The following is an 8,632-nucleotide window of genomic DNA, read 5'->3' on the forward strand; positions in this document are numbered from 1 at the left end:
CAACGCCCGCCCCAAACCAGAAGGTTGAGGGGTGATCATACTTTCGGAGGAGCAGAAAGCGGTTGCAGGGCAAGATCCATAGCCTTCTGCGACCAGACGGCTCCATACGGTCCCACCAGGGCGACCCAACGGCCAGCCACGCGTACCCGAACATCGTCAGTGCTCGACGAATCGTGGGCGGACCCCAGGAATCCCATCCGGATCAACCCCTGCACCAGTCGCTGAGTGACCTCCACCGGACGGTCAGGCGCGTCGTCCGGCGTCACCACTACGGCGACATGATCCAGCAGAGCGTCGCGCAGGGTCCGCTGCCCCACCGCCCGACCTCCGACGCCGTGGGTCGTGGCCGTACGCAGGGTGCCGGCGGCGGCCTCGGCCAGCCGGCGCAACTCACCGCCCGGCAGGACCTCCACCGGTCGGCTGGCCGCCGGCGGCAGCGCCCAGCGCCACTGGGAGTCACGCGAGGTGGGCAGCCCGGTCCGGCCGGCCGCCAACTCGGCCAGCAACTGCCCGGCGGCCACGGTGACGTCCCCGGCACCGGGGCCGGAGACCGTCCGCACGGCCAGCACCCCCCAGGGCAGCCGAGCCCACAGGGCCGTACGCCCCGGCGTACCGGCCGGACGCAGCCGCACCAGGGCGGCCGGCTCCAGGCGGACCAGGCGAGCCAGGAAGGCCCCGGCGTCGGCGACCCCCTCGATCCCGTGCCGGGTCTGCGCGGCACCGGACTCCGGTGCCGCGCCGCCCTCGCTCATGCCACCTCGTCCGGGGCGTATTCGAGCAGGAGGGCGCGTTCCTGCTCGGTGAGTCGCCGGGGCACCTGCCGGACCAGGTCGAACGGCACCAGCACCGAGCGCGCCTGGCTGACCAGCAGTTCTCCGTCGTACATCTCGTAGCCGAGGATGAAGGAGGCGGCGCGGACGCGTTCCACCCACATCTCGATGCGTACCGTGGGGGCCGCCTCCGCGCTGGCCCGAGCCAGGGAGTAGTCGACCGGGCGCAGGTAGTCGACCTCGTGCCGACGGATGACCACCCCGTCGGCGAACGAGTCGATCCCCCGCGCCCGGGCGCCGACGAACATCAACGCCACCCGGGCCTCCTCGTAGAGGGTCAGGAACCGGGCGTTGTTGACATGGCCGTACGCGTCCAGGTCGGACCAGCGCAGGGTGCAGTGATAGATGAACCGATCAGCCAAGACGGTCGCTCGCCGGTCAGTCGCGGGTCAGCTTGCGGTAGGTCACCCGGTGCGGTCGGGCCGCCTCCGCGCCGAGTCGGTCGACCTTGTTCTTCTCGTACGCCTCGAAGTTGCCCTCGAACCAGAACCACTTGGCCGGGTTCTCCTCGTCGCCCTCCCAGGCCAGGATGTGGGTGGCCACCCGGTCCAGGAACATCCGGTCGTGGGAGATCACCACGGCACAGCCGGGGAACTCCAACAGGGCGTTCTCCAGGCTGGACAGGGTCTCCACGTCCAGGTCGTTGGTCGGCTCGTCGAGCAGGATCACGTTCCCGCCGATCTTGAGGGTGAGCGCCAGGTTGAGCCGGTTCCGCTCGCCGCCGGAGAGCACCTTGGTCGGCTTCTGCTGATCGGGCCCCTTGAACCCGAAGGCCGCGATGTAGGCCCGGGAGGGCATCTCGACCTTGCCCACCATGAGGTAGTCCAGCCCGTCGGAGACGACCTCCCAGACGGTCTTGTCGCCGTCCAGGCCCTGCCGGTTCTGGTCGACGTAGGACAGCGAGACCGTCTCGCCGACCCGGACCGAGCCGCTGGTCGGCTGCTCCAACCCGACGATGGTCTTGAACAGGGTGGTCTTACCGACGCCGTTCGGGCCGATGATGCCGACGATGCCGTTACGCGGCAGCGAGAACGACAGGTTGTCGATCAGCACCCGGTCGCCGAAGGCCTTGGTCAGGTTCTGCGCCTCGATGACGGTGTTGCCCAGGCGCGGGCCCGGCGGGATCTGGATCTCCTCGAAGTCCAGCTTGCGGGTCTTCTCCGCCTCGGCGGCCATCTCGTCGTACCGGTCCAGACGGGCCTTGGACTTGGTCTGCCGGGCCTTGGCGTTGGACCGGACCCACTCCAACTCCTCGGAGAGGCGCTTCTTCATCTTGGCGTCGCGGCGCCCCTCGACGGAGAGCCGGGCGGCCTTCTTCTCCAGGTAGGTGGAGTAGTTGCCCTCGTAGCCGATGGCCCGGCCCCGGTCCAGCTCCAGGATCCAGCCGGCCACGTTGTCCAGGAAGTACCGGTCGTGGGTGATCGCCAGCACGGTGCCGGGGTACTTGGCCAGGTGCTGCTCCAACCACTGCACGCTCTCCGCGTCCAGGTGGTTGGTGGGCTCGTCGAGCAGCAGCAGGTCCGGCGCCTCCAGCAGCAGCTTGCACAGCGCCACCCGGCGGCGCTCGCCACCGGAGAGCTGGGTCACCTCGGCGTCCGGCGGCGGGCAGCGCAGCGCGTCCATGGCCAGTTCGAGCTTGGAGTCGATGTCCCAGGCGTCGGCGTTGTCCAGCTCCTCCTGGAGCCGGCCCATCTCCTCCATCAGCTCGTCGGAGTAGTCCGTGGCCATCTGCTCGGCGATGGCGTTGAACCGCTCCAGCTTGGCCTTGGTCTCCGCGACCGCCTCCTCGACATTGCCGAGGACGGTCTTGGCCTCGTTGAGGGGCGGCTCCTGGGCCAACATGCCGACGGTGTAGCCGGGCATCAGCCGGGCCTCACCGTTGCTCGGCTGGTCCCAACCGGCCATGATCTTGAGAAGGCTGGACTTACCGGCACCGTTCGGGCCGACCACACCGATCTTGGCCCCCGGCAGGAAGTTCAGCGTCACGTTGTCGAGCACGACCTTGTCGCCGTGCGCCTTGCGCGCCTTATCCAGGACGTAGATGAACTGGGCCACGGTGCGGGCTACCTCCGTCGGTACTTGATCGCTGATGTGCGTGACACGCGCCAACGTGCGGGGCGCGGAACGCGCCGTGGCCCCTTAACTTGAGCGGGAGTCGGCCGCGCACACGCCATCGTCAATCCTGACAGGTCCGCCGGGCCCCGCCCACATCGCCCCGCCCGCCTGAGCAGAGGTCGTCACGGTGACCTGTCAACATGATCACGTACAAGGTTCGGCCGGGCTGGGACGGGTACCTCACTCCGGCACTGAGCACCAGACGCCGCAGATACGCTCAGTACGCTCATCGCGGTGGACCCGTCAGCAACCCGGAGGTGGCCGATCGTGACCGTCCGTAGCTCCTTTGTCGTTGTGGCGAACCGCCTACCGGTCGACGAGGTGAGCACACCCGAGGGACGGCAGTGGCGACGCAGCCCTGGCGGGCTGGTCACCGCCCTGCACCCCGTCCTCGCCGAGCATCAGGGCACCTGGGTCGGGTGGGCCGGTGGCACCGGCGCCGCCCCCGAGCCGTTCGACCTGGAGGGCATCCGGCTGCACCCGGTGCCGTTGAGTGCCGAGGAACTCGAGCGCTACTACGAGGGCCAGTCCAACGCCACGATCTGGCCCCTGTACCACGACGCCGTCGAGACACCGGCCTACAAGCGTCGCTGGCGTGAGGCGTACCGGCTGGTCAACGCCCGGTTCGCGGAGGCCGCGGCGGAGGTGGCGGCCGAGGGGGCCACCGTGTGGGTGCAGGACTACCAGCTCCAACTGGTGCCCGCCATGCTCCGGGAGCTGCGCCCCGACCTGCGGATCGGCTTCTTCCTGCACATCCCCTTCCCGCCGATCGAGCTGTTCATGCAGATGCCGTTCCGCGCCGAGATCCTGCGCGGGCTGCTCGGCGCCGACCTGGTCGGGTTCCAGCAGCGGCTGGCCGCCCAGAACTTCGTCCGGCTCGCGCGTCACCTGCTAGGTCTGCGCTACGAGGGGCAGATGATCCAGGTGGACGGGCGCCAGGTGAAGGCCGGGGCCTTCCCCATCTCGATCGACACCAAGGAGATGGAGCGACTGGCCGCGGACCCGGCCATCCAGGCCCGGGCCAAGGAGATCCGCGAGGAGTTGGGCAACCCGCGCACCATCATCCTGGGGGTGGACCGCCTCGACTACACCAAGGGCATCGAGTTGCGACTCAAGGCCTTCCGCGAGTTGTTGGCTGACGGAAAGTTGACAGTCCCAGACGCTGTTATGGTGCAGGTAGCCACACCGAGCCGCGAGCGCGTCGAGCACTACCAGGCACTTCGCGTCAAGGTTGAGCGCGAGGTCGGTCGGATTAATGGCGAATTCGGCCGGGTCGGTGTGCCTGCCGTGCATTATCTGCATCAGTCGTACAGTCGGACCGAACTTGCTGCGATGTACGCCGCCGCCGACGTGATGATGGTTACCCCGCTGCGAGACGGTATGAACCTGGTGGCCAAGGAGTACGTCGCATCAAGGGCGGACCACGGGGGCGCACTCGTACTCAGTGAGTTCGCCGGCGCGGCCACCGAGCTGCGTCAGGCGTTCCTGTGCAACCCGCACGACCCGGACGCTGTCAAGGACGCCCTGCTCCGGGCCGTGCATGTGGAGAAGCCGGAGGCTCGTCGCCGTATGCGGACTATGCAACGCCACTTGCGCACCCATGATGTGGGGCACTGGGCTAAGTCTTTCCTCACCGAACTCGGTGTACCCGACATGGAGGCGGCGTGAGCGCCCCCTCCAACGAGATCATCGTGCCCACGGCGGGCACCCTGGACCGGGAGATGATCTCCGCCATCGGGCGGATCGCCCGAGTCCCCCAACTGCTGATCGCCTGCGACTACGACGGGACCCTGGCCCCGATCGTCGAGGACCCCAGCAAGGCCGTACCCCTGCCGGAGGCGGTCGCCGCGGTACGCGCCCTGGCCGCGCTGCCGCAGACCACCGTCGCGGTGGTCTCCGGCCGGGCGCTCCGTGACCTGGCCGCGCTCTCCCGGCTGCCCAGCGAGGTCCACCTGGTCGGCAGCCACGGCTCCGAGTTCGACATCGGCTTCGTCGAGCGGCTCTCCCCCGAGCTGATCGAGGTGCGGACCCGACTGCGCAACGCACTGCGCGAGATCGCCGCGGCCCACCCGGGGGTACGGCTGGAGCGCAAGCCGGCCAGTGTCGCCGTACACACCCGGGGGGTCGAACCCCAGATCGCCGCCGCCGCCATCGAGGCGGTCCGCAGTGGTCCCGCCACCTGGCCGGACGTCACCGTCACCCAGGGCAAGGAAGTCATCGAGCTGTCCGTGGTGGCCACCCACAAGGGCACTGCGGTCGACCAGTTGCGCACCCAACTGTCGGCCAGCGCGGTGCTCTTCATCGGTGACGACGTCACCGACGAGAACGCCTTCGGCAACCTGAGCGGCCCGGACGTCGGCATCAAGATCGGCCCCGGCGAGACCAAGGCCGACTACCGGGTGGCCGAGCCGATCGAGGCCGCCCGCGTACTCGGGCTGCTGCTGGAGACCCGCCGGCACTGGCTGTTCGGCGAGCGGGCGGTGCCGATCGAGCGGCACTCGATGCTGGCCAACGGGCGTACGGTCGCACTGCTCACACCCGACGCGAAGGTGACCTGGCTGTGCAACCCCAAGCCCGACTCGGCGGCCATCTTCGCCGACCTGGTCGGGGGTAGCCCGGCCGGGCACTTCAGTGTCGCCCCGGAACGCGGCGGCATCCCCCTGGGTCAGCGCTACCGCTCCGGCACCATGACGGTGGAGACCCGCTGGTCGGGGCTGACCGTCACCGACTGGCTGGACAAGCCCGACCCGAGGACCACCCCGGACGGGCCGGCGATCATCTCCGGTGACTCCACCCTGATCCGGGTACTCACCGGCACCGGGCGGGTCCGGGTGGAGTTCGCCCCCCGACCGGAGTTCGCGCAGGTCGCCGTCCAGCTCCAGCCGCTCGACGACGGCCTGCTGGTGCTCGGCTCCAACGAGCCGATCGCCCTCTACTCCCCCGGGGTGCAGTGGGAGGTCGGCAACGACGGCGGCTACGAGAGCGCCAAGGCGGTGGTGGACCTGTCCGCCCTCGGCGGGCAGGTGGTGCTGGAGCTGCGCTTCGGTACCCACAGCCTGGAACACCACCGGCTGTCCATCCACGAGCGGCAGGCGGCGGCGGAACGGCCCTGGAAGGAGTGGGTGGCCTCGCTGCGGCTGCCCACCACCGCCCGGGACCTGGTCGCCCGCAGCGCGTTGACCCTGCGCGGCCTCTGCCACGAGGCCACCGGCTCGATCCTGGCCGCCGCCACCACCTCCCTGCCGGAGGAACTGGGCGGGGTCCGCAACTGGGACTACCGCTACTGCTGGCTGCGGGACGCCGCGATGACCGCCCGCGCCCTGGTCGACCTGGGCTCCATCGCCGAGGCCGAGGCGTTCCTGCGCTGGGTCGACGGCTGTGTGGAACGCACCGGCGGGCACCCCGAGCGGCTGCACCCCCTCTACACCGTGGACGGCTTCGAGCTGGGTGCCGAGGCGGTCATCGACACCCTGCCCGGCTACGCCGGGTCCCGCCCGGTCCGGGTCGGCAACCTCGCCAACCACCAGCTCCAGCTGGACGTCTTCGGCCCGATCGCCGACCTGATCGCGGCCACCGCCGACGTACGCGGCTCGGTGCGCGCCGAGGAATGGCGGGTGCTGGAGAACATGGTCGAGGCCGTACGCCGCCGCTGGCACGAGCCCGACCACGGCATCTGGGAGGCCCGCCTGCCACCCCGGCACCACATCTTCTCCAAGGTGATGTGCTGGATGACGGTCGACCGGGCGTTGCACGTGGTCCGGCAGCACGGCGGCGAGGACCGCCCCGAGTGGGTGGAACTGCGCGACCGGATCGGCGCCAACGTGCTGGAGTACGGCTGGCACGAGGAGGCCGAGGCGTACAGCGTCGCGTACGGCGACGAGGACATGGACGCCTCCTCGCTGTGGATCGGCCTGTCCGGTCTGCTGCCCGGAGACGACCCACGATTCCTGTCCACCGTGCTGAAGATCGAGGCGGATCTGCGCAGCGGACCGGTCGTCTACCGCTACCACTGGGACGACGGACTGCCCGGTCGGGAAGGCGGCTTCCACATCTGCACGGCGTGGCTGATCGAGGCGTACCTGCGCACCGGTCGGCGTACCGATGCCGAGGAGCTGTTCCGCCAGATGATCGACACCGCCGGCCCGACCGGTCTGCTGCCCGAGCAGTACGACCCGCTGGCCGAACGCGGCCTGGGCAACCACCCGCAGGCGTACAGCCACCTCGGGGTGATCCGCTGCGCCCTGCTGCTGGACAACATGCTCAAGCATTAGCTCACCCTCCTTCAGGCGGCCGGAGACAGTCTTCTGTCTCCGGCCGCTCGCGCGTCCGGGTGCGCGCGGTGTGGGCGGGGCGTCCTCGCCGTTACGGCGAAACGGCGGGATCCACGCGAGCCGGAAACCGCCATAACGGCGCAACGGAGTCGATCACCTTCCAAGCAGCCCACCTGGTTGGATCGGGGAGCCGGTGGCCGAGAAGATGGCCCAGCGGCCACGAACGGACTTGCATCCCCACGAACGGACTTGCGTCCCACGGACGGACTTGCGTCGTGGAGCCGACCCGTTCGCCGGGTTTACCAAGGAACGCTGGCGGCCTGCGGGGCGTTGTACTCGCCTGGACGGCCGAGGAAGACGCCGGGCTTGAGCCGGGCGGGTGCGGGCCGGAATGTGGCTCCGCCGGATGGCGTTGTATCGGGTGGCTGACCGAGCAGGGCGCCGTGACCGCCAATGGTCAGGTGTGATCCGCCCCCGGGAATCACCGCCCCCGGTCACCGGTTGTAGTTGCTTCCGACGACGCGCAGCCGCTCCCCCGGTACGTTGCGGACTTCCCCCACTCTTCTTTGAGCGCCGGACGGTGCTTGCGCACCCCGTGCCGATCCCCCTCGGCGGGTGCGCCAACCCCCGAATGGAGCTTCATCATGAACTCGATCTTCCGTAACAGCGTGCTCGGCATTGCCGGTGTGGCCCTCGCCGGCGGCGTCTTCGCCGGTCCCGTGGCCGGTCATGCGGACACCACCCTCGTGAAGTCGAACCCGGTGGCCGCCGTGCAGGCCGACAAGCCGAAGGCCGACAAGCCCGACACCGGCAAGCTGATCCCCCACGGTGTGCAGGGCAACCAGTCCCGCATCGACCTGGACGACGAGCAGGTCGCCAACACCAAGGCGATCATCGCCGCCACCAAGAAGAACGGCATGGACGAACGCGCCGCCGTGGTGTCCATCGCCACCGCCCTGCAGGAATCGAAGCTGGAGAACCTGGGCCACCTCGGCGACCGCAACGACCACGACTCCCAGGGCCTGTTCCAGCAGCGCCCCTCCAGCGGCTGGGGCACGGTCGAGCAGATCACCGACCCCGAGTACTCCACCACCGCCTTCCTCAAGGGCCTCAAGCAGGTCGACGGCTGGCAGGACATGCCCCTGACCAAGGCAGCCCAGACCGTGCAGGTCTCGGCCTACCCCGACCACTACGCCCAGTGGGAACAGCAGGCCGCCGACCTGGTAGCCCAGCACTGGAACAGCTGACCCGACAGACATTCCTCCACAGGGGGAGCAAGAAACCGTTGGCCGGCACCCGAGGTTCGGGTGCCGGCCAACGGCCTCGTGTTTTGACCATCGGGGGGATTTGTGGTGGTCGAGGTCTAGCGGAATGGGGAGGACCCTGTCCATGATCTGAGTTCTCACACAAAGATCA

Annotated in this window: 6 protein-coding genes; 3 read left to right on the plus strand and 3 right to left on the minus strand. The window is 69.3% G+C overall.

The features are described from left to right. Positions 1-35 precede the first annotated feature (35 nt). The 3 genes from ABZ795_RS26645 to ettA are packed head-to-tail and all read right to left on the minus strand — an operon-like array spanning position 36 to position 2,885. A complete protein-coding gene (locus ABZ795_RS26645; RefSeq protein WP_327024448.1) occupies positions 36-752 on the minus strand; it encodes a hypothetical protein in 717 nt (238 codons plus the stop codon). Then, positions 749-1,192 (minus strand): thioesterase family protein, encoded by a 444-nt coding sequence (locus ABZ795_RS26650; RefSeq protein WP_327024447.1) that lies wholly within the window; start codon positions 1,190-1,192, stop codon positions 749-751. Before ABZ795_RS26650 ends, ABZ795_RS26645 begins: the two co-directional genes overlap by 4 nt. 16 nt (positions 1,193-1,208) lie before the next feature. Next, a complete protein-coding gene (gene ettA, locus ABZ795_RS26655; protein ID WP_327024446.1) occupies positions 1,209-2,885 on the minus strand; it encodes an energy-dependent translational throttle protein EttA in 1,677 nt (558 codons plus the stop codon). Between the two features lie 327 nt (positions 2,886-3,212). On the opposite strand from ettA, the gene ABZ795_RS26660 reads away from it, so the two are divergent. From ABZ795_RS26660 to ABZ795_RS26670, 3 genes are all read left to right on the plus strand, one after another. Then, positions 3,213-4,613: a trehalose-6-phosphate synthase gene (locus ABZ795_RS26660; RefSeq protein ID WP_327024445.1), complete on the plus strand. Its 1,401-nt coding sequence runs from the start codon at positions 3,213-3,215 to the stop codon at positions 4,611-4,613. Between the two features lie 53 nt (positions 4,614-4,666). Continuing rightward, positions 4,667-7,216, plus strand: coding sequence for a trehalose-phosphatase (gene otsB / locus ABZ795_RS26665; RefSeq protein WP_357532333.1), 2,550 nt, complete (start codon positions 4,667-4,669; stop codon positions 7,214-7,216). Between the two features lie 644 nt (positions 7,217-7,860). Further along, a complete protein-coding gene (locus ABZ795_RS26670; protein WP_357532331.1) occupies positions 7,861-8,463 on the plus strand; it encodes a hypothetical protein in 603 nt (200 codons plus the stop codon). Positions 8,464-8,632: the final 169 nt, after the last annotated feature.

The organism is Micromonospora sp. NPDC047134, assembly GCF_040643455.1.
Classification (GTDB): Bacteria; Actinomycetota; Actinomycetes; order Mycobacteriales; family Micromonosporaceae; genus Micromonospora.